Origin of the sequence: Rhizobium johnstonii 3841, assembly GCF_000009265.1 — a bacterium.
In the GTDB taxonomy this organism is placed as follows: Bacteria; Pseudomonadota; Alphaproteobacteria; order Rhizobiales; family Rhizobiaceae; genus Rhizobium; species Rhizobium acaciae.
In genome coordinates, this window is record NC_008380.1 from 3,839,310 (window position 1) to 3,866,089 (window position 26,780).

The window sequence follows — 26,780 nt, forward strand, 5'->3', positions numbered from 1 at the left end:
CGGAGACGCGAACAGATTCATGAAAAAAGCCGTTATTTATGTGGAAAAATTTTTGCCTGCCAGCCAGGCATTTGTTCTCAACCAGGCGGTAGCGTTTCGTTCTTTCGAAGCTGAAATCCTTGCTGGCTCGCGAATTTCTTCGGCCCATACAAAAAAATCCACTGTTCCGGTTCATGACATCCGTCGGTCGCCCGTTGCACGGGCCGGTGAACTGCTTCTGAAAATCCCGCAGATCGGCCTTCCCTTCCTCTTTCCCGCGATCGGCAAAGCCGATCTCGTTCACGCCCATTTCGGCAAGAACGGGTATGTCATCGGTCCATTGGCGCGCGCTGCCGGCAAGCCGCTGGTCACGACGTTCCACGGCTTCGACGCCACCTATCGCGGCGACCCGAAAAAGCCGGGCGGCTTCAATCAGGTGCGCTTCTTTGCCAAAGGCCGAAGCGAGATGGCCGGCTGGAACAGCTGGAACATCGCCGTATCCGATTTCATCCGCGACCGGCTGCTGGCCCTCGGCTTTCGTGCCGAACGTGTCTATCGCCATCACATCGGCATCGATCTCGATCTCTTCAAAATGGAGCCCCGTCCCCGAAAAAAAGGGCTCGTGGTTTCAATTGCCCGCTTCGTCGACTATAAGGGCCATCGTTTCATGATCGATGCGCTTTCGCGTGTGGCTGCTGCCGGCACTCCTGTCGAATTCGTCATGGTTGGCCAGGGTCCCTTGAAGGAGGAAATCGAAGCACTGGCGCGTCGTTCCTTGCCAAGCGTCACGATCCATGAAAATCTGTCGCAGACTGAGATAAGAGACCTGCTCGCCAGTGCGGAGCTTTATCTCCATGGAAGCGTGACCCTCGACAATGGTCACGCCGAAGCTTTCGGCCTTGCCAATCTCGAGGCGGAAGCCGTCGGTACTCCGGTCGTCGCATTTCGCTCGGGAGGCGTGGGCGAAGCGATCGAAGAGGGGAAAACTGGTTATCTCGTGGAGGAGCGGGATGTCGCGGGAATGGCCGAGGCAGTCGGAAGGCTGCTCAACGACCAGGCTCTGTGGACAGCCTTTAGCGCGCGGGCACCGCTTCTGGTGGCCGAGCGTTTCGACTTACGTCGCCAAACGGGGATGCTCGAGGACTATTACAGTTCCGTGCTAGACGAATTTTCCAGCCGGGGTCGGACTTGATGGTGCAGACAGGAAAAAAGCCGAAGTGGGGACTGAATGTATTTCGGCCGCTGCGGAACAGCATTGTGACGGCCAAATGGCTCTACTATACGAAATTCTGGGGAATGGACATCGATCCGACGGCAAGCTTCTCCTTGAGCGTTCGTTTCGACAAGACCAACCCGAAGGGATTGCATATCGGCGCGGAAACTTACGTCGCCTTTGAGGCTGCGATTCTCACCCACGATCTCACACGCGGGCTCTACCTCCACACGAGGATCGGCAAGCGCTGCTTCATCGGCGCCCGCAGCATCATTCTGCCCGGCGTCGAGATCGGCGACGAATGTGTCATCGGCTCGGGCTCGGTGGTGACCAAGAACGTGCCGCCGCGCTCGCTCGTGGCGGGCAATCCGGCAAAGATTATCCGCAGCGACATCAAGATCATTTCGCGTTACGGACGCATGGCACGCGAAGACGAGACGGTCTCGCAGATCGTGACGCACTTGCCGACTGGAGAAGCACGATGAAGATGTTTGCCTACCGGGGGAAACACGAGAATTTTGGCGACGAACTGAACCATTGGCTCTGGGAGCGTCTGCTGCCCGGCTTCTTCGATGAGGACGAAAGCCAGCTCTTTCTCGGCATCGGCTCGATTCTCTACGACAATTTCGACCCGAACATGCAGAAGATCGTTTTCGGCTCAGGTTATGGCGGCTACACCAACCCGCCGAAAGTCGATGGCAACTGGACCTTCTATTTCGTGCGCGGAAAGAAGACGGCCGAGGTCCTCGGCATCGATCCGAGCTACGCCATCGGCGATTCGGGCATCCTCACGCGCAGCTGCTGGGATGCGAAAAGCATCGAAAAGCGTTACCCGGTCTCCTTCATGCCGCACTACGAAAGCGCCATGTACGGCAGTTGGGATAAGGTCTGCGAACTCGCAGGCATTCACTATATCGATCCGCGCTGGCCGGTGGAAAAGGTTCTGACCGAAATCAGCGCATCGCATAAAGTGGTCTCCGAGGCGATGCATGGCTGCATTATCTCAGACGCGCTGCGCGTTCCCTGGCGGGCGATCCGGCCGATCGCGCCGGGGAACCGAGCCAAGTGGTACGATTGGGCAAGTGCGCTTGATCTGGAGATCGACTTCGACCCGATCGGCCCGTCAAACGTCGTCGAAGCAGGCGCATCACTGGTACGGAATAACACCTATCTTTTGAAGAACATAACGTTCCGCCACCGCCGCATCCGTCAGCTCACCGGCAATTATGTCTTCGGGTCGACGGTCAAGACGCTGCAGCGGGTAGCAGAGAAGCCGGGACAACTGAGTTCCGACGAGTCCATGGTAAATGCCCACAACAGAATGCTGCTGGAACTGGATCGGCTGAAGCAGGATTTTTCCAAGAAAACGGCAAGCGTCCTGTGACCCTGCAGACCCGATTCGTGACGAGGCGATAAGGCATGATCCTTTCTAACTTCATCAACACCCTCTCTTCCCGCAAGGGGGACACGTACTTTGGATGGGCGCTCGGCCCGCTTCAACGGTCAGTGTCCTGGACGTGCGGAGCCGTTCGACCATGAGCAGTGTTACCGACCGGCTGATCCAGGGCAGCATGTGGCTGAGCCTGTCCCGCGCCATCGTCAACGGGCTTTCGGCGCTCAGCACCTTCGTTCTCGCCTGGTACCTCGCACCGTCCGATTTCGGTCTCGTTGCCATTGCAACGACGATCCAGGTCATCCTGAGTTCCGTCACCGAACTCTCGCTCAATCAGGCGCTCATCCGCCACGAGGACCCGAGCGAGGTTCATTTCAGCGCGGTTTGGACGCTGAGCGTGACAAGAAGCGCGATCCTGGCTTTGCTGTTTGCCGCCAGTTCCTTTCCAATTGCCGAATTTTATAACGAGCCCCGGCTGACAAGCGTCATGCTTGCTTTGAGTTTCAGCTTGCTCCTGAGCGGCCTGGCCAATCCACGTCGCGTCATGCTCCAGCGTGATCTGATCTTCTGGCAGGAATTCGTTCTCAACGTATCGCAAAAGCTGGTCGGCTTCGTCGTGACGGTGGCAATCGCTGCGATCTACCAGAGCTATTGGGCTCTTGTTCTCGGCACCCTCGCCTATCAGATTACCAATATCATCGTTTCCTATACCGTCTTGCCGTTCTGGCCGCGCATAACCTTCCGGCATGCGCGGGAATTGTTTTCGTTCTCGCTTTGGCTGACGGCAGGACAGATCGTCAACACGTTGAACTGGCGGATCGAATATCTGCTGATCGGCAAGATGTTGGGCGCCACACAGCTAGGCCACTATACCGTCGGCAACACCCTTTCGACACTGCCGACCCGTGAGGCCACGGCACCGTTGAACCAGACGATTTATCCGGGCTTTTCCAGAGTACGCAACGACCCCGTCCGGCTGATCGCAGCCTATCAGCGCGCGCAGGCGCTTTTGGCTGCAGTGGCGCTTCCGGCTGGAATCGGCATGGCGGTCGTGGCTGATCCGATGATGCGGCTCGCCTTGGGAGAGAAATGGATTCCCGCCATCTTTATCGTCCAGGCGCTCGCATCGGTCTTTGCTCTGCAGACGCTCGGTTCACTCGTCCAGCCGTTGGGCATGGCAAAGGGTCATACCAAGTTGCTGTTCATCCGCGACGCCCAGATGCTGGTGGTCCGCGTTCCCATCATCATCGTCGGCCTGATGATTGCCGGACTTCCAGGCGTCGTCTATGCGCGTGTGTTGACGGGTTTGATTTCCACCGCGGTCAATATGCTTCTCGTCAAGCGACTGATCGGCCTGCCGTTCTTCCAGCAGCTCGGGGCCAACTTCCGCGCGCTTGCCAGCGTCGCATTGATGGCCGCCGGCGTCTGGGGACTGTCGCATGTCCTGAACATGCCGACCGATAAGCTGGGCCTGGCTCTCCATCTGGCCATACTGGTCATCACCGGCGGTATTCTCTATGTCGGTTCCAGCTTTGTCCTTTGGCTCGCGATGAAGAAGCCAAATGGCCCGGAAACCGAAGTTCAGCGTATCTTTGTCAAGTTCCTGTCAAAAGCCAAACGTATGGCCTTACCCAAATCGGCCTAAAAGCTAAAACGAACATCAACAAGAGAGGCAGAATGACCAGCCAATCCAGAACGGAGCTGATCGCAAAACTTAACGGTATGATCCATGATTGCCTGAAAGACTATGTCTCACGCGATGAACCGCTTGCAATCCTCGATTTCCCCGACATCCGCAATTGCGGCGACTCCGCAATCTGGCTGGGTGAAATGGCCTATCTGAAAGATCGCTTCGGCAAACGCCCGGATTATGTTTGCAGAACGGCGGACTTCTCCGCGGATGAGCTGAAAAAACGCGTACCGACCGGTCCGATTTTCATTCATGGCGGCGGCAATTTCGGCGACATCTGGGTTTCCCATCAGGATTTCCGCGAAGCCATCATGGAGCGTTTCCCGGATCGGCAGATCGTACAGTTTCCGCAATCTATCCACTACAGTTCACCTGAGCGCATCGAGCAATCCGCACGCGCAATCGCGCGTCATAAGAATTTCGTTCTGCTCGTGCGCGATGAAGAATCGAAGGAATTTTCCGAGAAACACTTCGACTGCACCGTCCGGCTATGCCCCGACATGGCCTTCGCCATTGGGCCGCTGCCGGACAGGGCGACGCAAATTTCCGTCCTCGCCATGCTGCGAGAGGATGCAGAACGGGTTGGCGGCACGGATCGCAAGATCCCTTCCGATATTCCCGTGGAAGATTGGATCACCGAGTCGAAGCGCAAGGTTGATATCGCCAAGAAGTTGGGGGCAGCTTCGGCTTTCCTGGCCCTGAAGCCGAGCGAAGTGGCATTGCGCAAGCTGGACGCCGCAGCGCACAACCGCTTCGAACGCGGCATCAGCCAGATTTCGCGCGCCCGCGCCATCGTCACCGATCGCCTGCACGTCCATATCTGCTCGCTGCTGCTTGGCCGGCCGCATGCCGTGCTGGACAACAGCTACGGGAAGATTCGCCGCTTCATGAATGCTTTCTCCGGCGGGACCGACCTTTCATACAAGGCAACTTCCCTCGAGGATGGAATCGAGTGGGCGCGTCACCAGGCCGGGCAAGGAGCGCGTGGATGACAAAGAAGCTGCGAGCTTGCAGGATCAGGAGGTAATTCGATGACACTTGTCACCTTTATTATTCCGGTCCGACATCAGGACAATGCCCGCGACTGGAGCAGGCTGAAGGCAAATCTGACCCAGACCGTGGCTTCCATTTCCAACCAGACCAATGGGGACTGGCGCGGCATCATCGTGGCAAACGAAGGCGCCGATCTGCCTGACCTGCCGGAAAAATTCTCCGCCGTGCGTGTCACCTTTCCGCCGAACGACCTGCATGAGCTTGGAAAGGGCAGCAAGGAAGACTTCCTTGATGCCTTCCGGGCAGACAAAGGCCGGCGCGTTCTGAGCGGCATGTTGACCGCCAGGGACAGTCGCTTCTTCATGATTGTCGATGACGACGATTTCGTCAGTTCGCGAATCGTTCAACACGCGGCCGAAAATCGGGACGCCAACGGATGGACGATCGACCATGGTTATATCTGGGACGATGGCGGCAACTTCCTGTTTGGCCACGACGACTTCAGCCATCTCTGCGGCACCTCATTGATCATTCGTGCCGACCTCTACGAACTGCCGCAACGCTTTGAGGATGCTTCGCTCGACTGGATCAAGTCGATGCTGGGCAGCCACGTCCGCATAGCGGATATTCTTGCGCAACGGGGAGCGCCGCTCACGAAGCTTCCCTTTCGCGGGGCGGTCTATCGGGTCGCCCACGGGGGATCGCATAGTCAGGCACCGAGCCTGCTGCGACAGTATTTCCTGAACCGCGGCGTACTCACCAAACCGCGGCGGTGGTTGCGCAATCTTCGTAAGCTGAGGATGGTCGGCGAGGGTCACAGGCGCGAGTTTTTCGGTAAGACACGGTCGAACCCCGCGTAAGCGCCGATCCCATTCGAACATCGCACAGGCAGTCAAAATATGAAGCCTTTCTCTTTCGACTTCACCAAGAGGGTTGATAACTGATGTCGGATCTATTGGTCAGCGTGCTCTTTTCATCCTACAATGGTGCCAGCCGCCGGCTGCGCCATACTTTGGATTCCTTGGTGCGCCAGGAGCTTTCCCATAATCGGTGGGAACTGATAGCCGTCGACAACAATAGCAATGACGGCACGTTTGATCTTTTGGAAACCTATAGCGACAAGCTTCCCATCACCATCCTGCAGCAGCGCAAGCCGGGAAAGTCCGGCGCGCTGAATATGGCCTTGGATCGGGTGAAGGGGGATCTCATCGTCTTTACGGACGACGATGTTCGTGCCGAACCGAACTGGCTGAAAGCGATCGTCGACTGCGCCGCAGCCCATCCGAGTTATGGCGTCTTCGGCGGCAGAATCGTCCCTGAATGGGAGAAAGAACCAAAAGACAGGTTTATCGAATGGATTCCGATGGGATCCACCTTTGCGATAGTCGATGACACCCAAAGCGGACCGTGTGACCCGACGAAAGTCTGGGGCCCGAATACGATCGTCCGGCGAGAGCTGCTCGGAACAAGCGTGCGCTACCGCGAAGATATCGGTCCTCTTCCCGGAAAGATTTTTGCCATGGGTGAAGATGCGGAAATCATCATTCGCCTGGCCGCCAATGGCGCCAAGTCCTATCGATGCGCCGAGGCCGTGGTCCATCATTGGATTCCGGCATCGAGCGTGACGGAGGATTGGGTACAGAAAAGAGGCGAGCGGCTTGGCTACGGCATGCCGGCGCTCTTTCCCGACGAGGTGCCTGGGGGGGTGAGGTTAAGCGGAGTTCCGCTTCCGACCTGGATCGAAAGCGCACAATGGGCCTTTCGGGCAGCAATGCTTTATCTCCTGCCGCGATCGAAGAAACGTTTCTGGGCGATCTGGAAATATTATTACATGCGTGGCTATCGCGCCGGAATTCGCCGATACGTTTCTCAGACAATGACGCAGTAATCGATTGCATAGGAGGCAGTAATTTGAAACTCTCAGTGCTCGTCAAAAATTTATGGCAGTATTTGCGCCCACGCATCGACAGCGTTCTATCGCAGGCCCAAGACATCGGTAAAGGCGTGGCCCGAATCGCACAGGGAAGCGACCCGACCGAAATGAGGTCCGGAGCATCACATGAGCAAAGTCAAGGTTACAATACTGTTCTCAACTTATAACGGCGAGAAAACCCTGCCAACGATGCTTGATGCACTGTGCGCTTCAACCCTACCGAAGGAAGAATGGAAAATCGTTGCGGTCGACAACAACAGCAGCGACCACACTGTAGCAGTCTTGAATTCCTATAAGGAGCGGCTTCCGCTGGAAGTTTATTTTGAGCCAAAACAAGGTAAGCAGTACGCATTGACTTTGGGCTTCCGCCATCTGGAGGGCGAACTCGTCATTTTAACCGATGACGACGTCATTCCCGCGCCGGATTGGATCGAGCAGTTTCTCACCTTGGCAGATGAGCAGCCACAGTTTGCCATATTCGGCGGCTTAATCACGCCCGAATGGGAGGAAAGGCCTGCACCGTGGTTAGTCAAGTATGGGCATCTGGGGATTCTTTATGCGCTAAATGGCGGTCTACCCGAGGGGCCGATTTCAGCGGCATTGATATCGGGGCCGAATTCGGCCTTCCGTCGTTCCATTTTACCGCCTGGCTATATCGTTCACGACGGCCTCGGCCCCGATGCGACTGTCGCTCAGTTCCCCATGGGTGAGGATACTGCTTTCGCTCTCAGGTTGGAGAAGAATGGAGCCAAGGCTTTTCACTCGCGGCATCCCGGGGTTCGGCACATTGTCAGGAAGGGCTATGTGAACGAAGGCTGGGTTTTGCGGCGCGGCGAGCGTTATGGCATGGGCTTGGTTATCGTTCGGCCGGACCTCTTCGACAGAAAAACGAAAATTGGCGGTCTGCCCATCGCTAGCGCCTTGAGATGGCTTCTGATGGTGCCGGCCAGCGTCGTCGTCAAGAGATTTCCGCCAAGCGGCGTTCGCTTCAAATTGCTCTGGGCGCAGTCGGTGAGACAGGGGATCCTGCGCCAATTTCTCAAGCAGCGATCGACGATGAATAAAACGATCTACTCTCAGGTCGGTGCCAAATGACGAAAGTACTAAACCGTGGCATCGATAGGAAGTGCTCCAACTGCGGCGGCAGCGGGCAGGATTTTCGCACGTCAGGAGGCGAGTGGGTTTGATGACGGATCCGAGAATTAGTGTCATCTTTTCGTCCTTCAACGGCGCCAGCAGACGGCTTCAACAGATGCTGGATTCGATGTTGGGGCAAAACCTTCCAGTCGAACAATGGGAACTGATTGCCGTCAACAACAACAGTAAAGACGAAACACAGGAGCTTCTCGATCAGTATGCAAAGAAGCTTCCAATTGTTGTTGTTAATCATACCCGCCCAGGCAAATCAGGCGCTATGAACGCAGCTCTGGCGATAGCTCGAGGAGCGCTGATCGTTTTTACGGACGACGACGTCGAGGCAGATGCGCACTGGTTGAGTTCGATCGCCGCATGCGCGGAGGCGAACCCGGATTTCGGCGTTATCGGCGGCCGAATTCTTCCAAATTGGGAGCATTATCCCCATGGGGATCCGCTGTTGGACTGGATTCCCATGGGATCAACCTTCGCCATATCCGACCAGGAATCCAGTGGCCCATGCGACCCGACAAAAATTTGGGGTCCGAACACGACCGTGCGTCGCGAATTGCTTGGCAGCAATGTTCGATTCCGCGAAGATATCGGGCCGCTTCCAGGAGGTCTTTTCGCAATGGGAGAGGATACGGAAATTGTCAGCCGCCTATCCCGAAGCGGCGTGAAAACCTATCGGTGCGCCGAGGCCATTGTTCATCATTGGATTCCAGCCTCCAGCGTGACAGAGGCTTGGGTACAGAAGCGTGGGGAACGTCTTGGCTATGGAATGCCAGCGCTCTTCGCCGAGGATATTCCAAAAGGTATAAGGATCGCGGGAATCCCCTTAAGAACCTGGATCGAGAGCGCCAACTGGGCGGTTCGAGCAGCCATCCTTTATCCGTTGCCGCGATCAAAGAAGCGGTTCTGGGCCATCTGGAAGTGCTATTACATGCGTGGCTACCGCGCCGGACTTCGCCGATACGCACCGGCAGTAAATCATTCTCGTCGACTAGCGCAGGAGGTCGTGCATTGAATTTATCGGTGCTTATCAACAATTTCAATTACGGCAAGTATTTGCGCCCATGCATCGACAGTGTTCTGTCGCAGGTCTATCCCGACTTCGAAGTGATCGTGGTCGACGATGGTTCCACCGATGATTCCCGAGAGATTCTTGCTTCCTATGGCGAGCGGATCCTGACCGTGTTGAAGGAAAATGGCGGCCAGGCCTCGAGCTTCAATGCCGGTTTTGCGGCCGCAAGCGGCAATATCCTTTTTCTCCTCGATGCTGATGATGCGTTTCTGCCCGGCAAACTCGCCCGCATCGCCGAGATCTACGATCGCAACGAGATCGACTGGTGCTTCGACCGCGTGACGACCAATGAAGACGACCAGCCTCCTGCGGAGCTGCAGGTGACGCTGTTCGACAAGCGGGATACGCTGCGCAGAGGCGGCTTTCCCTCGCTTCCTGTGCCGACCTCCGGCTTGAGCTTCCGCCGCGATCTACTGTCTCAGATCCTGCCAATGTCTGTCGCGAAAGACGTCGTCCTCAGCGACAATTATATCAAGTTTGCAGCCGCCTATCTGGGTCGCGGCGCCATCGTCGAAACACCGCTGACGTTTCAGCGCATTCATGAGTCGAACCGGTACACGGGCACAAGCAGGGCAAAGACGCTGCGCCCACGGATCATGATTGCGACTGGGCTCGAACTGGCACGCCGCTATGACGGGCTGCAGGCACTCGGCAAGAGCCTCGTGGCCGGCGGAATTGCCGAAACGACATCGCTTCTGAAGCTCCGGGGCGAAGCTCGCAACACGGTGGCCGGCGGTCCGTTCGGCGATGCCGCCGCGACCGAAGTGGCCTTGATGGCGGCGCGCAAGCGTTTGGGAAATATGCTGCGGAGAGGACAGTCATGAATCAGCAAGAGACTTTTCCGCATTCATCCGTCGACACAGAAGCAGGCGCCGCACCGCTGAAGATTGCCGTCGGTGTGCTGACCTATCGGCGCCTCGACGGGATCGCCAAGCTGCTTGACGTCATGACGCGCCAGGTCAGGCACCCGGCTCGCCCCTATCATCTCACCATGGTGATCGTGGATAATGATGCGGCCGGCAGCGCGAGGACCACGGTAGAGAGCTTTGGCCAAACAGGTGCCTACGACCTGATCTACGTCATCGAACAAAACCAGGGCATACCCTTTGCACGCAATCGCGCACTGGATTCAGCGCCTCCCGGCACTGACCTCTTCTGCTTTCTCGACGATGACGAATGGCCGGTTGACGGCTGGCTGGATGCGATGCTGGAGACACGGGAGAAAAACCGCGCCGATTGCGTCTATGGCCCCGTCCAACCGGTCTATCCCGAAAACCCGCCGGAATATTTCATCAAGGCAAGGGTGTTCGAGCGCAAGAAGAACGAGGACGGTCAACGCATTTCTTATGCGGCATCGAACAACGTCATGTTCGACTATCCCCTGATCCGTTCATGGAATCTGCGTTTTGAAGAGAAGATGCGCTTCACCGGGGGCACGGATTACCTTTTCTTCAACCAAGCCATCCGCCGGGGCATGCAGGTCTTCTGGGCTGACAAGGCGCTTGTCCATGATATCGTTCCGGCCAGCCGGATGACCTGGAAATGGGTATTGCAAAGACAATACCGGCTCGGCAATACCTTCGCAGTCAGCGAGGTCTTGCATGGCAACCTCAAGCGCCGGATCTATCGCGCCGCCTATGGCGCCACGAGAGTTGTGCTTGGGCTGGCCATGCTGCCGGCGATCTTGATTTCACCCTATTGGGGCATGCGAGCCCTCACCCACCTTTTACGCGGCGCGGGCATGGTTAATGGGATTCTCGGACATGCATACCAGGAATACAAGCCCAATGCCGCTCTTTGATATTGTTTACGCAGGCGCCCTTGGAAGAGTTCGGAGCGCCATTATGTTCGAGCTGAAGCATCACAAAGATTGGCTGTCCATGAACTTCAAGGCTTCAATCAACCGGGCCAAAAATGGTACAATTCCACTGAACTATCGTGACACAATCGCTGTTCGAACCGAACGGTTTTCGCCCTTATCCATCGGTCAAATATAGGAGATGCCTGTTTATGACTGAGAAAAAATTGAAAGTTCTCGCTGCCTCGTCCGGAGGCGGCCACTGGGAACAGCTGATGGCCATGCGCGGCGCATTCGAGGGCTGCGATATCGTCTTTGCAACGACCATCCCGGGACTGCTTGCGAAATACGATATTCGCGGCGGACTAGTCCTTCCCGATTGCAGCCGCGACTCGATTACCATGTCGATCCGGTGCTTTTTCACCGCCTTCTCCATCGTCATCAAGCACAGGCCCGACGTCATCATCTCGACCGGTGCGGCACCCGGCCTCTTTTGCCTGCTGGCCGGCAAATTGACGGGCAAGCGGACGATCTGGATCGATAGCGTCGCCAATGTCGAGAAGCTGTCCCTATCGGGTAAATTGGCCGGCCATATTGCGACGCTCTGGCTCACGCAATGGCAACATCTGTCGAGGCCGGATGGCCCCCATTACGCAGGAGCTGTCCTTTGATCCTTGTCACCGTCGGAACGCAGCTGCCGTTTGATCGCCTCGTCAAGGCTGTCGACACCTTCGCAAACGAACTGCCGAAACCGGTTCTGGCGCAGATCGGCAAGGGCACCTACACGCCACAGAATATGAAATGGATCAAGAATATCGAGCCCAAGGACTTTGACAACGTCTTTCGCGATGCAAGTGTCATCGTCTCTCATGCGGGAATTGGCACTGTGCTTACGGCCAAGCGTTTTGGAAAGCCGATCATTCTCGTTCCCCGACAGGCGGCTCTCGGCGAGCACCGAAACGATCATCAGCTCGCCACGGTGAGCCAGCTCGTGGGCCGGCCGGGCATCTATGTAGCACACACCGATGACGATCTCCGGAACTATCTGCTCGAAGAGCTGGATAGCCCATCTCACGAAGATTCGTCGGAAGCCGGTCGGGCTTCACTGGTCACCTACCTGAAAAACTATATTACGGCAGTCTGACCCCGAGAGCCGTCATAGCCTCTGACGCGTAAAAGCGATTTTTCATTCTCCGCAATGGTTGCCGGCGATACGTTTGACGAGTTCAGGCGCAATGATTTTGGAGGCCATGTCGGGCAGAGGATGCACGCCATCAGGAATTGCCGTGGCCAGGTCATCCGGCGTCAGACGCTCCCAGTTGGGCCGGTGGTCGACAAACTCCAGACCACGTTTTTGCGCCTCCGCCTCATGTGCAGAGACATAACTGTCGACAAAGGGACGGATCAGCCCACGCCATCCTGAAAACGGATTCATCGCCATGACGATGATCCGCGCTTGCGGCAGCCGCTGCTGGAGCTGGTCGAGGATGTCGCCGATATTCTTTCGGCTTTGCGCAAGCGACACGAACCGATGCAACGTCGCATCATTGGCGTAGAGCTCAATCAGGATGATATCCGGCTGCTCGGCAACGACGCGATCAATCTGGGTTAGAGCCCACAGTGACGTTTCACCGCTTTTTGCAACGCTCTCGACCTTCACCGGCTTCTGCAGGCAGGCTGCAAGCTCCGTCTCAAGGGCAGGCTGCCATCCCCCCCGCGCCGTCAAGGATGTTCCGAAGGCCACTATTTTCAGCGACACAGGACTATCGGCATAGCCATTCCTGACCGCCGAAAGCATCAACAGACACGCCAGAAACAGAACCAGTCCATAGGCCGGTCGCCTCTCAGTCTGCACAGCTCGCCAAAACTGCAAACATATCATGAGGAGACCTTGCAGCAGGCTTGAGACAATTTCGTGAAATGGCCGCGCATGCCTGTTCGAGCAATGCGAAACCATCCAATCCCCATCCTGGTAGATGACAACGGCTGCTTTGGGACGTCGAGGATCTTACCGACGTGAAACAGCCACCAATCACTCCTGGCGAAATACGTGCTGCATCTGATCGGTCAGGGGCTTCGTCAGATAGGATATCACGGTCCGGTCGCCGATCTTGATAAAGACCTCCGCCGGCATGCCGGGATAGAGTTTTATCGTCTTCAATTTGGCAATGCTTTCAGCTTTCGGCTTGACGCGCAGGGGATAGTAGCTGATGCCCGTGCGCTCATCCTTGACGATATCGGGCGCGATCGAGGTAATCTCACCGGCCACATCAGGCGTCGTGCGTTGATCGAAAGCGCTGAAACGCACATCGACTGACTGGCCGACGTGAACCTGATCAATATCGCGGGTGGCGACTTTCGCCTCGACCGTAAGCTCGTTATTTTCGGGAACGACGAGCATCAACGTCTGACCGGGATCGATAACACCATTGACGGTGTGAACCGAAAGTTCGTGAACTCGCCCAGTCAACGGTGCGGTAATGTCGAGACGGTGCAGCTGATCGACTGCGGTTCCGCGGCGTTCTTCATATTCGGCGATCTGCGCCTCGACGTCGGTCAGGTCTTTTGCAATCTCCGAACGACGATCCTCATCCAGCTGGATCGACTGGCGATCGATCTCGATTGCCTTACCCTCGGCCTCCGCCTTAGCTGCGATTTCCTGGCCGCTGTTGCCCTGGAGATCGGCGCGGGCGCGCTTGAGCGTATTCAAACGCTGAAGCGTGACGAGCCCCTTCTTGTAGAGCGTATCAATGCCCTCGAGCTCCTGTTCGATCAAGCCCAAGGCATCGTTGGTGGCATTGATCTGAACGACCAATCCCTTTACCTGCTCGCCCAGTTGATCCTTGCGCGATGCCAACTGGCTCTTCATTCCGATAAGCGCCGTCCTGCGACTGTCGAACAATTTCTGCTCGCCATCAAGAAGCTTCTCGGCGGAGGTGCTGGATGTCAGATCCCTGATGTTTTCCTCGACCTCGAACGAATCGGCGCCGATTCGTTCCGCCTTCAGACGGGCCCGGCGCGCATAAAGCTGAGCAAGCGTGCTTTCGACAATCGAGAGATTCGCTCTCGTCGTCGTCCCATCGAGCCGTATCAGCACCTGCCCAGCCGTCACATGGTCGTTTTCGGAAACCAGCAATTCCGACACGATACCACCTGTCAGGTGCTGGACCTTCTTGACATCGCCGTCGACGACGATCACGCCCTCGCCGATGACGGCGCTCGAAAGCTCTGTCGTCGCCGCCCAACCGCCAATGCCGCAAACGAGGGCTATCGACAGCACACCGACCGCGGCAACATGCCGATTGAGAGAGCGTTTCGATTCACTGATATCTTTACTCACAATCTTCCCTCTGGCCTATTCGGCCGCATTCATGCCGTCGACCACGACTTTAAGCTGAGCCACGCGCTCGGCGATCGGCGTGCGCGCCGCTTCCGGCCGGCTGACCCTTGCCAGAACTTCCTCTTTGGGACCGAACGCGATCATGCGGCCGTCCTGCATCATCAGCACGAAGTCGCAGACCGCTAGAACGCCGGATCGATGTGCGATGACGACGACAATGCCGCCCCGCGCCCGCACGCTCATGATCGCGGCACTCAGCGCCCGCTCGCCTTCTTCATCGAGATTGGAGTTTGGTTCATCGAGCACGACGAGGAATGGGTCGCCGTAAAGTGCTCTTGCAAGCGCGATACGCTGTCTCTGGCCAGCCGAAAGCGCAGCACCGCCTTCGCCGATTTCGGTTTCGTAACCGTTCGGCAGACGAAGAATAAGATCGTGAACACGCGCCGCCCTCGCCGCAGCAACCACCGCCTCAGGCGACATCTCCTTCGCGAAACGGCAGATATTCTGGGCAACAGTCCCCGAGAAGAGCTCCACATCCTGTGGGAGATAACCGATATGCCGGCCAAGTGCGTCTCCGTCCCACTGGTCGAGTGCTGCGCCGTCGAGGCGAATGGATCCTCTGACGGTCGGCCAGATACCCATCATCGCCCGCGCCAACGACGACTTACCCGAGGCACTGTACCCAATGACCCCAAGCGCGCTCCCTGCCCGTAAGCCGAAGCTGACATCCGAAATGACCAGGCGCTGACCCGCCGGTGGCCCGCTCGCCAGTCCTTCGACAGTGACTTGCTTGGTAGGAGCCGCGAGCGCAAGAGGGGCCGGAATCTCGGGAATGGTTTTTAGCAGGCTCGAAAGCCGCGCCCAGCTCTGCTGAGCAGAAACGAAACCACGCCAATTCCCGATCGCCGCTTCGACAGGCGCCAGGGCGCGAGAGGTCAAAATCGAGCCGGCGATGATAATGCCCGAAGAGGCCTGCCCCTGAATGACCAGGATCGCGCCGGTCGCGAGCGTTCCCGACTGCAAAGCAATACGGAAAATCTTCGACAAGGTCGCATATCCATTGCCGATATCCGATGCCTGCCTGGTGATCGTCCGGTATTCACTGTTCTTGCGGTCCCAGATTTCGGCCATCGTGCCTGCCATGCCCATGGCGTGGATGACCTCGGAGTTGCGGATCGAGGTCTGCGCGAAGGCATTTCGCATATTGGCGGAGTCAGATTGCTTTTTTGAGAGCGTACGCGTTCCCTGATTGGTCATGAATGTCAGGATGGCGAGAACCAGCGATCCACCAATCGCGATATATCCGATCGCCGGATGAAAGAGGAAGCAGATCACGATATAGAACGGCAACCATGGCAGATCGAACATCGCTGTCGGGCCCTGGCCGGACAGGAAGGTTCTGATCTGGTCGAAGTCGCGCAACGGCTGAAGCCCGTCGCCGCCGATTTTGACCTTCAACGGAGCCTTGATCAGCGCGCGGAACACGCGCCCGTTCACCATCTCGTCAAGCGCTCCGGCAACACGCACCAGCATCCTGCTTCGCAGAACCTCGAACGCACCTTGAAACGTGTAAAGCATCAACGCAAGTATTGCCAGGACAGCCAGAGAAGGTATGCTTTTGCTGGGGATGACCCGATCATACACCTCAAGCATAAAAAATGAACTTGTAAGGTATAGGATGTTGATAAGCGCGCTTGCTATTCCAATGAAAATAAGCCCCCCCTTGCATTTCTTTAATGCTTTGGATGGCTCGCTGACATCGGCTGCTGAACTCTGAAACACGAAGTAATCCCTCTCTTACCGCATCGCACGAAAGCAAATATGCTGGTGCACACTCCAGCTCCGGGTCCATCACGCCCGATCAATGACACGACTGCCTTGGACCCCGACACCGGCGCCGGACCCGCTTGCAAGCCCACGACCTATTACATGAATCCAACCAAAAAGTGACCAAAAATTCCAATTTATAACGAGCGGCTTCAAGGATTCTGACTTGACGCTACGCTAAATATACCAACCTAAGCAAGTGAAAATCGCAAATTGTCCAACAACGGCGCAGAGAGATGAACGTATCGCGCGCATATTAGCGACGTTTACTGGGGCGTTAACTATAAATTCAATCTATAGTTCATTTTTCCTATGAACGGCGCAACTATTTTTTGTCCGCGCCTTCGACCGCCGACACCCCTTCATCGTCAAGCTTTCAAGTGTTGAGCAGCGGGCCGTTGCTCTCTAGTTTGGCGTGATTCAAACCAGCAGGTGCGACGCTTGGCTGCTATGGAACGCGTCCACATTAATATACACGCCGAGCGAGTCGGTATCGATGTGAGAAGCGCCGTCAGAAATCTTATATTGGAACGATTCGCTGACCTTTCCGCTGAGACCGGCGATTTTCACCGCATCGACCGTATAGGTGTAATCACCATCGCTCTCCACATGGATGACGCCGTATTTCCCGGTCAGCGTCAGGCCATGTTTATCCACGGCGCTGTCACCGAAGCGACGAAGCAGCACGGTTCCATTGATTGCGCTATCGTTTTCGAGGAGGTTGCCATGATAGGCGCTGCCTGTATCCGTGGAAATTTTCAGGCTGTCATGGGCTGCAACAATCCTGGGAACGGCGACGGTGGGTGCGGTCGGAACCTGCACTTCGTCCGCGGGCGTCGGAGTGCTTGTCTGCGTCGGTGTTGACGGTTCGACAGGCGGCTCCACAACCGGCGTAGTAGGCGTCTCACTGTTGGACGGGGTGTCGCCACTCGTGGCGTCGAGTTCGGCCTGCGCTTGCTCCAGGGTCTTATTGTCGTTGATCAAGAAGGTGCTCTGGACGGCAATTGCGACGGGCATCGTCAACGTCGACACCGCGCTGTCGATGATATTTTCATGGAAAGATCCTGATGCAGGCCTGTCGACCTTCAGCGCCGAGGACGACAGGTCGTCGAAGACATTGCCATAAATATCGATATCGGTGCGTGCATAACTTGGGTAGCCTGCAGCGCTGATCGACACGCCCCAGACGCCGTCATGAATATAGTTTCCACTGATATCGTAATTTGTCGCATTGCCCTGATCGCCAAGGCCGATACCGTAGGACCAACTATAGCCGCCGTATCCCGAGATGTCGTTGTCGTGGATGGCGATATTCGTGCCCGCGTTGGCACCTATCCCGAAACCGCCGCCGATCACGGTGTTGTCCTCGACCGCTGCATCCACAGCCCGAACAAGCACCAGGACGCCCTTTGCGCTATTGGTCTCCGTCTGCTCTAGGTGGTTACCCTTGATCAGGATATTGCTGCTGTCGTTCAACTGAACGGCGTCTGCCGCGGCGCCCTGGCTGTTGATGACCAGATTATTAACGATGGTAACGCCAATCACTTTATCCATCCAGATGCCGTCTCCATTTACCCCGGAAATCTTGCTGTTCTCGATGGTAATGTTCTGGCTGCTCTGGAAATTGACGGAACCGGGCTTGCCGGCAAGTCCGGTATTTTCGACCTCGACGTTGCGGACGGTCCAGTTGGAGACATTTCCCGCATATATCGCCGCACCCCCGGTATCAGCAATCTTGATGTTCTCCACGATGATGTTTGAAGCCTTCGAGCCGTGGATGCCGTCATTGCTACTGTGAATAACCGGCGCATCGCCAACGCCGTAACTGCCAATTGTAATCGGAGAGCTGACGGTACCGGAGTATTTCAGGTCGAATTGCTCGTTAAACACGCTTCCGGCGGCAAGCAGCACGCTGTCTCCCGGCTTTAGCCTCAAGGATTCGACAGCCGAAAGCGTCGCGAAAGCCGACTGCTCGCTCACTCCACTGTTCTGATTTGATCCTGTTGCCGAATTTACATAGTAGACGGTCACGCCTTGATCTCCCAAAGATACTGGAAAATCTTTTAGCCGCGGACCTCTCTCTGCCTGCTAAAATGGAACACTAAAATGCGTTCTATCTCGCGATAATTCTTACGCTCCCCACAAAACATCTTCATTTCTCGAATATTTTGCATTGCAACAAAAATTGCGTTGCACAGTTATAACGATGTTACCCAATATCTCTAGTGTAAATAAGATTATTCTCCACGCATCGCATATTGGTTTAAGCCAATTGCGCCTCGCGAGAAACATTACTTGATAAGCAAATGTTACAAAATAATGGCATCAGTTACTTCGTCGAAAAGCAGACGCCGGTGCGGGAGCCGAAGCAAGACTGAGTTTTCAGGCTGTAACCCGTAGTGATTATATCAACATCTCATCTGCGCATAAGCACCTCGGCGTATTCTTATAAATTGCCCCTGAATAAACATTCTTCTCCTCTGAAGAAACAGAGGTTCGCATCTATCATTTGGTACTTTCACTTATTATTAACGCAATAATTACCATGCGTTTCATCGCCTTATGCGTGTTACAGGTGTGTCATTATTGTACTATACACCCGAAAATGTTCACTTGCTGTTAACTGCACCCTTGACTCTCTGTATTAAGATATCCTTAATCGACCAGCTCGCTAAAGGTCAGAATTGACTTAGCAAAGAATAATTCAAGGAGAGAACTGATGGCTGTTCACGCAACCGACGATAGTGCAACATTCCTGGAAACCGACGCCATTTCAGGAAATCTGCTTTCCAACGATTCATCCGACACTTGTTCCTGCGCGCCTTCGACGGCGCGAGCGTAGGCGCCAAGAGCGGCAATAGCCAGATCACAGAGATCCAGGGCGACTACGGCACCTTCTTCGTCAAGCCCGATGGCAGCTACACCTATGTGCTAAGCGATGCTGCCAAGGTCAACTTCACCAATGGTGAGTTGCTCCAGGAGAAAGTCGCGTACAAGATCTCCGACGGCAGCGGTCATACCGATGTCGGCCTGTTCACCCTGAACATTCAGGGCGTAACCCAGGTAAAGCCGATCGCTGTCGACGACAACTACAGCTTCACCGAAGGCGACGCCATCAGCGGCAACGCGTTGGACAACGACATTGCTGGCGACAATGGCCACCTCTTCCTCCGCCTATTCGGCACCACGACCGTAAACGGCGACCCGAGCGCAACAACCGACGTCGCCGGTACGTATGGTACGTTCCATGTAAAAGCGGATGGATCATTCACCTATGATCTGACAGCAGATATCGCTCCCGGGGATCAGGTCACGGAAACCATCCAGTTCTACAAGATCTCCGACGGCGAGGGCCACACCGACGCCGGCGTTCTGACACTCAACATCACTGGCGCGGACGCAGAAGTCTGATCATCAATAGCCAATCAAAAAGCAACGCCCGCCGCGCAGACTGCGGGCGTTGCTTTATGCAGGTTGAATTCGGCCAAGAGAAAGAGCCGTAGTCGCTCATCCTGTCGGCTTGGAACTTCTATAAGAACCAGCCTCGATGATTACTTGCTGCAGCGCTGTCGGAACCGCGCCGTCGCGGCCTCTCCGACGTTTGTCCAGCTGCGATCGAAGATCGGGCGGAGCTGTGGACTGATCTCTCTTATCGTGGCATTGACCCTGCAACGATCGCCCCGTTTCAGCATGGTCATGAGATCGCTGTCGAGCGCGCGCTCTGCCGCGGCGAGTGTTGCACCAGTGAAATCGTTCCAGAAATAAAATCGCGTCAGGATCATCACCTGGTCGTATGGCGCAAGCGCAACCGAACGCTTCATCATTCCCGCGATCGAGGCCGGCTCTTCCGCAATTGTCGACTGCACGGCCGCAAGGCGAAGCCAAAAATTGCTGTTCGTCGGCATGCACGAAAGCGCATGCCGCAGATACTGGCGCGCACTCGAGGCCGCAGCGGCCCAGCCGTCGTAATTGACATTGACATTCTGCCGATCGAGTTGCGCCAGAACGAGTGTTACACCAGCAGCCACGATGTCGGATCGACAATAATGTCCGTCAACGACGTCGACACTGCGCGACGCATATTTGGTCACGACATCATCGGCGACGGTCTCGCCACGCTCGATCCTTTCGGCGACGATCGAGATGCTGGCCGTTCTTATCGAAGCGTAGAGCTCTCGACCGGCCAGCACCACCAAGACGACGGTGACGACAACGAAGGCGATCCTGGTAATCGAAACAGACTGACTGCGGAACATCAGCTTTCGGTATAGTATCGCGAATAACGCTTATAATAATATTCGCTCGAACCGAATGTCCGGTAGAGTTTCATCTGCGACGGGTCGACCTTGGTCAAGATAGTACCGACGCATTTCGCATAGAGTTCCGGCTCGGATAGCAGAGTCGACTGCACCACCTTGCGCGATGTCTTTCCCCACTCGATAACGAAAACCACCGCATCAAGCTTTGAATTGATAGCGCGTGCATCCACAACCGGCGCCAAGGGCGGCAGGTCGATAATAATATAGTCGAAGCTTTGACGCGCCGTTTCAAGAAGCTGATCCATGCCGCGTGACGCAAGCAGCTCCGACGAATGCGGAACACGATACCGTGCCACCGTCGGCAAAAATGCGAGCTTCGTTTTTGGATCGAGGAGGATCAGATCCTTGAGCGGACGGCTGTCGACGATTGCCTCGAGCAAGCCGGCCTCGGCATGGCGGCCGATCGCCCGGGTGGCACCGGGATTGCGCATATCGCCGTCGATAAGCAGGCAACGCGCACCCTGCATTGCCAGGAGTTTTGCAAAATTGATGGATGTCGTCGACTTCCCCTCGCCGGGCAAGCTCGAAACGACACCAATGACCTTGCAGCGCTGATCGGCAGCACTGAGGTCGATGGCAATCTTGGCGCTTCGAAGCGTCTCGGCAAATGCCGAGAGCGGATGCTCCTCGACATAGGTCGTCGTCTTCCCGCCCCTGGCAATGCTTCGCGGATTGCTGGGATCAACGAGCGTCGGATCGTCGGCGTTGTTTTCAATCAGCGGCATGACACCGAGAGACTCGACATCGAGCACGTCCCGGACATCATCGCCGGTGCGGAAGAACCGATCCCTGAATTCGCGGAATGCAGCGATACCACATCCAAATGCACATCCCACGAACATCGCGAAAGCAACGACGAGAGCTCTCTTCGGAGCGCTCGGTTTCGTCGGCGTCTCCGCCGTCGTGATGATGCGCGCAGCGGTAATCGGAAAGCTCTGCTGCTGAATTGCTTCCTGGTAGCGCGTCAAGAAGCTCTGATAAAGATTCTTATAGGTATCGCGCGTACGCTCGAGCTCGCGAAGCTGCACTTGCGTTTCGCCAGCCGTTGCGGCAACGCCCGTCGCCTGCGTGACACTGTCGCGCAAAGAATTTTCCCGCGACTTTGCGACCTGCAGCTCGCTTTGGTAGCTCTCGGCGATGCGGTTCAACTCGTCGAACATGAGCCTTTTATATTCTTCCATTTCCGCACGAAGCCGAACCGCCTGGACGTGATCAGGGCCGAGCCGAGCCTCGATTTCGGTCTCGAGCTTCGAAGCCTCCAGATATTTCTTGCGAAGGTCGTTCGAAATGGAACTGTCGAGCACATCCGTGACGATCGCATCGGTCTGCTTGGCGTCGATGATCGACTTGACGCGCGCATATCTTGCCTCGGCCTTCGCCGTCTCGGCCTGCGCATTGATCAATTGGGTATTGATCTCGGAAAGCTGCTGCTCGCTGATAAGCGTACCGGATCCGGCCTCGACAAGCCCATGCTCGCCGCGGAATTTCTGAACCGCAAGGTCGGTGTCCAGCGCCTGCTGCCGGAGCTCTTCGATACGCTCCTGCAGCCACTGGCCGGCCCGGCGTGTCGCCTCGTATTTGGAATTGAGCTTGTCGACCAGATAGACGTCGGCGATCGCAGCCGCGATATCACGCGCCAGATCGGGCGACTGCGCGGTATAGCTGACATCGAGGACATAGGAGCGACCGACGCGTTCGACGTCGATGTTGCCCGCGACGGTCTCCGCAGCGCTTCGCCGTTTCCTTTCCGGATCGGGTGCGACGGCTGCGTCATCGGCAAACCACGATCGAAAATTCATGAAGGATTTCAGCGTTGAGACCGAAAAAAGCGAGCTTTTCGGTGCCGTGAACACCGGATTGTCGACGAGTTTCAGTTTGTCGACAACAGCATAGGCGATAGTGTCGGACTTCAATAGCTCGACCTGACTGAGGACAGTGCCTTCGTCATCGTCCATCTGGCCGAAAGCCGCCAGCTGATTGATCACCTGACTATCGCTGCGGTCGATCAGCACGCTGGTGTCGGCGGTGTAGACAGGCACCGAAGTCAACACATACACAATGCCGAGAATGGCAAAGGCGAAACCGCACGCCGCAACCATCCGCCACTGTCGGCGGGCGATTGCGATGAGCTTGTCGAAATCGATGAAATCAGCATCATTTCCGGTATCGCGGGAGGGGTCGATACGCGGCGTAAGTTTATCTGGCGATAGCAATTTCGATCTCCAACAAAGGCGTCATGCGCTAAGATCTAAGGGCAATTCCAGCTATTGTATGACCGGGACACTCTGACTCGTCGACTCCGTCGGATCGGTAGACGACTGCCCTCCCGCTCCGGTGCTGAGGATCGTCGTCGTTGAAGTCGACGATGAATCATCTGCGCCGGCATTCGAAACCTTCAGCGTACCCGCTGTTGTCGCAGCGCCGTCGAACGGCGTACCGTCGTCCGCTCCAGGCCCGGTTTGTCCAACTTGCCCGTCATTGCCGATGCCGGATGCGGCGGCGGCAGCACTTGCACCCGGGCCGAGCGCCGCGGTCCCGCCTTCGGCAAGGACTTTTGCAAAGGCTGCAAGCAGCGGCGCCAGGTTCGGATCGGCGCTCGCCGCCTCGGCAACAGCCTTTTCGATCGCCAGCTTGAATTGCGGATCCGTCACCTGGCAGCTGTTTGCGGCCCGTCCGAGGCCGGAGCCGATAGCCGCCATCTGTGCGGCACTGGCCTTCTTGGCCTGCTCGATCACTGGCGACAGCGCATCATTGCTGCTTCCAACCAGCGCGCGAACACGCGATGACAAAACCAACGGATCGGACACGTCGAGCAGAACGGCCGGGCTAGCCGTAAATCCGCTGACATCGACGGAAGTCAGATTTGCCGGACCCAAGCAAGCTGCCGCAAAAGCGCTTGAATTCATGCCGGCAAACATCGCAACGACAATTCCGCTATATGCAAGCTTACGATAAACACCTGACCTTGCCATAACCATAGTCCTTCATCAAATCCGCTATATAGGCCGCCGGCATTGATCATCCGTGATCGATGCCGGCCCGCCTATTGCAATCAATTTCCAAGATCCTGTACCGCGTTACTGGTATCGTTCGCATCGTCGGCCACTCCGGAAACAGTGGATGATACCGAGTTCACGATGTCAAGGAACTTGACCAGTTCGACGGAGGCCGAATTGGAAATATAGATAATATCCTTGTCTTCCATCTTGAATTGCTGAACAGCAAACAGGGTTGCCGGGTCGCGCATATTCGCACGAATGATCACCGGAACCATTTCACCCGCAAATCTCGTCGTGTCCACATGCATCGCTTGAACCGTTTTCTTCGGGACAAGACGATAGAGCAGGACCTGAGCCGGGTCGGCGCGGTCGTCGCGCAGGCCGCCCGCCTTGGCGATTGCCTCTCCAAGGGTCAGATTGGACTCTTCGAAATCGAAGCGACCGCTGGTGCCTGCGGCACCGAGCGCAAGATAGGTGCGGCGCTCATGATCGATCGAGATCGTATCATCTGGCGCAACATAGATATTTTCCGCCGGGTTCTTCAATAGCGTAGTGTAGGCGACGGTTGCCGTCTTGCCGCGGCGCTGCAGCGTCACATTCGTTTCGATATTGTTGGTCGTCAAACCGCCCGCGGCGGAAATGATATCGAGAACACGCTCACCGGCCGGGCTGATCTCGACGCGCTGGGGATTGTTGACATCACCGAGCACAGCAACCTGACTGGAGCGGCTTGTCGTTGTCGTAATAACCACCTGCGGTTCGATCGCGCGGCTCGCCAGGCGATCCTCGACGTCCTGCTCCACGGTCTCCTTCAGGCGACCGGCAGCCGGAACCCGACCCGCATAGGGAATTGTGATCGTTCCGTTTCTATCGATGGTCTGCTCTGGCAGCGAAATGTAATTGCCGGGTCGGCTACCTGCATCGGACGGAATGAAGAGGCCGCCCGACTGAGCTTCGAAGATGGCGACCTGGACGACGTCGCCGTAACCGAGCGGAATTTCAGGCGCCCCGCCTCGACCACCACCAAACCCTTTGAACGAGGTCGGCTGGGGAGCGGTAAAATAAGACAGGACGTTCTTGCTGAGATCAACCAGGGCGTAGTCGATACCGACGCGACGTTCCTTCGTTGTCACTTTGACCGCCGCATCTCGATCAACGTCTTTGTGATCGGGACCGGATCTTGGCAACGCGGTGCAGCTTGCCAATATAGTCGTTAGCGCTACAACAATGGCGACGCGTGTACTACCGATACAAGAACAACCCATAGAATACCCTGCGTTTACGCCCCTGAAGCTACTGCCCCGCAATCTGACAAAATACAAGACAATCCCCGATCAATAACGCTGAAAGCCGATTAACATTCCCCTAACTGTGGCAGGCTGGCAACGCCGAGCCCTTAGGAAGCGAAAAACGACTTCGGTCCGACTTTTCTTGCGCCGCAACAATCCGAAGGCTGCCCCCGCTATAAAATTTCTTGGGTTTCAGAGTCAACCGTTCGCACCTGCACAATCGATCTTTTCCGAAAATCTTATTAAAATCCATCCATTTAAACTTTACGTGGTTAACGGCCGCTCATATGCCATGTCCGCCTCTCCGTTGCTGCGTCCCAGGCATATCGCGACAACCGCACTCAGGAAGGCGGAGTAAAACACCGCAAAACCCGGTATCTGCAGCGAAAAATCGACCGCCGCATGAAGGGCGACCAAAATGGTCGCCGCCAGGCCAAGAAGAACATAGTGCCTGAGACGCCGTCTTTGGGCGAACCCGCGTCGGAACACTCTGGCAAGCACCGAGAAGGCAAGCACCGTCGCGATCGGGAACAATATTCCGAGGCCCAGAAATCCTTCGAGATAGAAGTTATGCGCGCGGTCGAAGACCCCGAAAATTCCGCAAGCCGGATCGCGGTAGGCCGAAAACACGGTCCGGAAGGTTCCGAGCCCCGTTCCCGTCAACCAATGATCCGAAATGGCACGCCATATGCCAGGCAGAATGCAAAACCGATCATCATCCTCGAGTCGCCGCTCTTGCGCGCGCAAAATCGCCTGGCCCGCAAACACCGTCAGCAGCACTACGACGAAACCAATCGCCGAGAGGAGCTTCAGCAACGAACGCCATCTTGGCGCCGGCCTCAGATGACGCCTCGAGCCGTTCCAATTGATGACGAGCCATGGAAAATAGATGAGAGCGGCAACAAAGGTCGCAAATATCCCGGCACGCGAGCGGCTCAGCATCAGCGCGGTGAAGCATGCGCACAAGAGCAGGATATAGATCCACGATCTCAAGAGAAGCGCGTTTCGGCCCGGCTCGCCGGGCGGATAGTTCGAATAGGCTCGGGTAATGTCCCTGACCAGGGTCAGCATCAGCAGCGTTCCAAGCCCGAGGAAGGTCGCGGCGGTATTGCGGTTGACGAAGACCGCAGTCAGGCTGTCGAGGTAGGCGCGTTTCTCCACGACGATCAGGATGTTGGGAAACAGCAAAAACTGCAGCAGGCCGAAAACAGCGATGATGCCCGCCGTAAGCCCGAGCCCGGTGAGCACTTTCCGCGCGCGCTGGTCAGTATCGCATAAGAGCAGCCCGGTCAGAAACGTGACGAAAGGCAGGGCAACCCAGAGAATCGACGCGAGCGTGTCGGCCGGTTCGACCGAAATCGCCGCGGATTGGGCGCCTGCCAGATCACGCGCGGCATTCCAGGCGGGATTCGCCAGCCAATTGGAGGGCAGTTCGATGGTTTGGATGAACGTCCAGCCCGCCAGGACGACGAGTAGAAGCAAAGCGACACTGAAAACCCATCTGCTTTGTCTCGGCTCTCCGAACAGCAGTCCCGAAATGATGGCGAGGGCAAACATCCCGATCGCGGCGAAGGCGAAGGGAAAGGGCGTGACGCTCCCGAACGGTACGAGAGTCAATATGACGAGGCCGATGAAGGCAAAAAGCAAAACCTCTCGCAAGACCCGCTTATTGATGAGGTTGGAGAACATGTGAATTCGTTTACCAGAGCAGGCGGCGACCAAAGTGATTGCAACCGAAGAGATTAATTTACACGTACTAACATAAGTTGAACATCAAGCGCTTGCGTGC

22 protein-coding genes and 1 pseudogene are annotated in these 26,780 nt (G+C 56.3%); 14 read left to right on the forward strand and 9 right to left on the reverse strand.

Annotation, left to right across the window (positions count from 1 at the left end; translation table 11 throughout):
• The first annotated feature begins 19 nt into the window (after window positions 1-19).
• The 13 genes from RL_RS18780 to RL_RS18850 all read left to right on the forward strand — a co-directional run bounded on the left by RL_RS18780 (window position 20) and on the right by RL_RS18850 (window position 12,361).
• Window positions 20-1,171, forward strand: a complete 1,152-nt coding sequence (locus RL_RS18780; RefSeq protein ID WP_003542111.1) for a glycosyltransferase — start codon at window positions 20-22, stop codon at window positions 1,169-1,171.
• Window positions 1,171-1,677, forward strand: coding sequence for an acyltransferase (locus tag RL_RS18785; protein WP_003542119.1), 507 nt, complete (start codon window positions 1,171-1,173; stop codon window positions 1,675-1,677). Before RL_RS18780 ends, RL_RS18785 begins: the two co-directional genes overlap by 1 nt.
• Window positions 1,674-2,576: an exopolysaccharide glucosyl ketal-pyruvate-transferase gene (gene pssM / locus RL_RS18790; protein ID WP_011653111.1), complete on the forward strand. Its 903-nt coding sequence runs from the start codon at window positions 1,674-1,676 to the stop codon at window positions 2,574-2,576. Before RL_RS18785 ends, pssM begins: the two co-directional genes overlap by 4 nt.
• A 151-nt stretch (window positions 2,577-2,727) precedes the next feature.
• Window positions 2,728-4,230, forward strand: coding sequence for a lipopolysaccharide biosynthesis protein (locus tag RL_RS18795; RefSeq protein WP_003542121.1), 1,503 nt, complete (start codon window positions 2,728-2,730; stop codon window positions 4,228-4,230).
• Window positions 4,231-4,262: 32 nt separating this feature from the next.
• Complete coding sequence (locus RL_RS18800) at window positions 4,263-5,267, forward strand: polysaccharide pyruvyl transferase family protein (RefSeq protein WP_003542122.1); 1,005 nt, start codon at window positions 4,263-4,265, stop codon at window positions 5,265-5,267.
• A 39-nt stretch (window positions 5,268-5,306) separates the two neighbouring features.
• Complete coding sequence (locus RL_RS18805; RefSeq protein ID WP_011653113.1) at window positions 5,307-6,128, forward strand: hypothetical protein; 822 nt, start codon at window positions 5,307-5,309, stop codon at window positions 6,126-6,128.
• 83 nt (window positions 6,129-6,211) lie between these two features.
• Complete coding sequence (locus RL_RS18810) at window positions 6,212-7,156, forward strand: glycosyltransferase (protein WP_011653114.1); 945 nt, start codon at window positions 6,212-6,214, stop codon at window positions 7,154-7,156.
• Between the two features lie 171 nt (window positions 7,157-7,327).
• Window positions 7,328-8,296 carry a glycosyltransferase gene (locus tag RL_RS18820; RefSeq protein WP_011653115.1) on the forward strand — a complete coding sequence of 323 codons (969 nt, stop codon included), beginning with the start codon at window positions 7,328-7,330 and terminating at the stop codon, window positions 8,294-8,296.
• Between the two features lie 91 nt (window positions 8,297-8,387).
• Window positions 8,388-9,362: a glycosyltransferase gene (locus RL_RS18825; RefSeq protein ID WP_041936428.1), complete on the forward strand. Its 975-nt coding sequence runs from the start codon at window positions 8,388-8,390 to the stop codon at window positions 9,360-9,362.
• Window positions 9,359-10,243: a glycosyltransferase family 2 protein gene (locus RL_RS18830; RefSeq protein ID WP_011653117.1), complete on the forward strand. Its 885-nt coding sequence runs from the start codon at window positions 9,359-9,361 to the stop codon at window positions 10,241-10,243. Before RL_RS18825 ends, RL_RS18830 begins: the two co-directional genes overlap by 4 nt.
• A complete protein-coding gene (locus RL_RS18835) occupies window positions 10,240-11,220 on the forward strand; it encodes a glycosyltransferase family A protein (protein WP_011653118.1) in 981 nt (326 codons plus the stop codon). The genes RL_RS18830 and RL_RS18835 overlap by 4 nt, the downstream gene beginning before the upstream one ends.
• Window positions 11,221-11,429: 209 nt before the next feature.
• Window positions 11,430-11,888 carry a glucuronosyltransferase gene (locus tag RL_RS18845; RefSeq protein WP_011653119.1) on the forward strand — a complete coding sequence of 153 codons (459 nt, stop codon included), beginning with the start codon at window positions 11,430-11,432 and terminating at the stop codon, window positions 11,886-11,888.
• Window positions 11,885-12,361, forward strand: coding sequence for a glycosyltransferase (locus RL_RS18850; protein WP_011653120.1), 477 nt, complete (start codon window positions 11,885-11,887; stop codon window positions 12,359-12,361). Before RL_RS18845 ends, RL_RS18850 begins: the two co-directional genes overlap by 4 nt.
• A 42-nt stretch (window positions 12,362-12,403) precedes the next feature.
• Here the strand turns inward: RL_RS18850 and RL_RS18855 are convergent, their stop codons facing one another.
• The 4 genes from RL_RS18855 to RL_RS18870 all read right to left on the reverse strand — a co-directional run bounded on the left by RL_RS18855 (window position 12,404) and on the right by RL_RS18870 (window position 18,415).
• Window positions 12,404-13,099, reverse strand: a complete 696-nt coding sequence (locus RL_RS18855) for an SGNH/GDSL hydrolase family protein (RefSeq protein WP_028740821.1) — start codon at window positions 13,097-13,099, stop codon at window positions 12,404-12,406.
• Window positions 13,100-13,249: 150 nt separating this feature from the next.
• A complete protein-coding gene (locus RL_RS18860) occupies window positions 13,250-14,557 on the reverse strand; it encodes an HlyD family type I secretion periplasmic adaptor subunit (protein WP_011653122.1) in 1,308 nt (435 codons plus the stop codon).
• Between the two features lie 15 nt (window positions 14,558-14,572).
• On the reverse strand, window positions 14,573-16,339 hold the full coding sequence (locus RL_RS18865; RefSeq protein WP_003542141.1) for a type I secretion system permease/ATPase: 1,767 nt from the start codon (window positions 16,337-16,339) through the stop codon (window positions 14,573-14,575).
• A gap of 465 nt (window positions 16,340-16,804) precedes the next feature.
• Window positions 16,805-18,415: a right-handed parallel beta-helix repeat-containing protein gene (locus tag RL_RS18870; protein ID WP_041936429.1), complete on the reverse strand. Its 1,611-nt coding sequence runs from the start codon at window positions 18,413-18,415 to the stop codon at window positions 16,805-16,807.
• 688 nt (window positions 18,416-19,103) lie between these two features.
• Here RL_RS18870 and RL_RS18875 point away from each other — a divergent pair.
• Window positions 19,104-19,795, forward strand: a pseudogene (locus RL_RS18875) (Ig-like domain-containing protein).
• 140 nt (window positions 19,796-19,935) lie between these two features.
• On the opposite strand, the gene RL_RS18880 reads toward RL_RS18875, so the two are convergent.
• From RL_RS18880 to RL_RS18900, 5 genes are all read right to left on the reverse strand, one after another.
• A complete protein-coding gene (locus RL_RS18880) occupies window positions 19,936-20,640 on the reverse strand; it encodes a hypothetical protein (RefSeq protein WP_011653124.1) in 705 nt (234 codons plus the stop codon).
• Complete coding sequence (locus RL_RS18885) at window positions 20,640-22,916, reverse strand: polysaccharide biosynthesis tyrosine autokinase (protein WP_011653125.1); 2,277 nt, start codon at window positions 22,914-22,916, stop codon at window positions 20,640-20,642. The genes RL_RS18880 and RL_RS18885 overlap by 1 nt, the downstream gene beginning before the upstream one ends.
• A gap of 51 nt (window positions 22,917-22,967) precedes the next feature.
• Window positions 22,968-23,681: a hypothetical protein gene (locus tag RL_RS18890; protein ID WP_011653126.1), complete on the reverse strand. Its 714-nt coding sequence runs from the start codon at window positions 23,679-23,681 to the stop codon at window positions 22,968-22,970.
• A 74-nt stretch (window positions 23,682-23,755) separates the two neighbouring features.
• Window positions 23,756-24,967, reverse strand: a complete 1,212-nt coding sequence (locus RL_RS18895) for a polysaccharide biosynthesis/export family protein (RefSeq protein WP_049778393.1) — start codon at window positions 24,965-24,967, stop codon at window positions 23,756-23,758.
• Between the two features lie 288 nt (window positions 24,968-25,255).
• On the reverse strand, window positions 25,256-26,680 hold the full coding sequence (locus RL_RS18900; protein ID WP_011653128.1) for an O-antigen ligase family protein: 1,425 nt from the start codon (window positions 26,678-26,680) through the stop codon (window positions 25,256-25,258).
• Between the last annotated feature and the right edge of the window lie 100 nt (window positions 26,681-26,780).